The organism is Bacillus sp. AFS023182 (assembly GCF_002560575.1).
Lineage (GTDB): Bacteria > Bacillota > Bacilli > Bacillales > Bacillaceae_G > Bacillus_A > Bacillus_A arachidis.
This window is the reverse complement of sequence record NZ_NTRO01000184.1, coordinates 1-619: the sequence shown is the minus strand read 5'-3', so window position 1 is coordinate 619 and position 619 is coordinate 1. Positions and strand designations below refer to the sequence as shown.

Annotated in this window: 1 protein-coding gene; it reads left to right on the top strand. The window is 33.6% G+C overall.

Annotated elements, in window-relative coordinates; all coding sequences use genetic code 11:
- A partial coding sequence (locus CN288_RS28115) for a thiol-activated cytolysin C-terminal domain-containing protein (RefSeq protein ID WP_303745786.1) occupies positions 1 to 229 on the top strand: 229 nt, incomplete at its 5' end.
- Between the last annotated feature and the right edge of the window lie 390 nt (positions 230 to 619).

Genomic DNA, 619 nt, shown 5'->3' with positions numbered 1-619 from the left:
CCATAAAACTTGGGAAGGAAACGGCAGAGACAGAACTGCTCATTTTAATACAGTCATACCACTTCCGCCGAATTCAAAAAATGTAAAAGTCGTAGCAAGAGAATGTACAGGTCTTGCATGGGAATGGTGGAGAACAATTATTAATGAACAAAATGTTCCATTAACAAATGAAATTAAAGTTTCAATTGGAGGAACGACATTATATCCAAGTGCTAATATTAGTCACTAGGTAAAAGTGAAGCGCCCTGTAAACAGGGCGCTTTTTCAAATATATCATACTTCTCTATTTAATTGTTGTAGCTATCACCTCTCAAAAACGAATATTTTCTGAACGATCTGATATTAATTAATTTTCGCTGTTTTTTTGCTGGAAACTTCCCCAAAAACTCACTCTAGAAACTATGTCCTAAAAATGTACGTTTTAGATTTCTTGTATGTAGTCTTAAGTGAGCCCTTCAACTCGTCTGTAAAAGTATACCTTTAAGGACATAACTTTAATCCTTATTGTAGCTTTGAAATTGTAAAAAGACAATAAAGCTATTTAATTTTAAAACCTAAAACAAGCATAACCCCGTTCTAAATTTAGGACGGGGTTAAAAGGTTCTGGTGCAAAAACTTT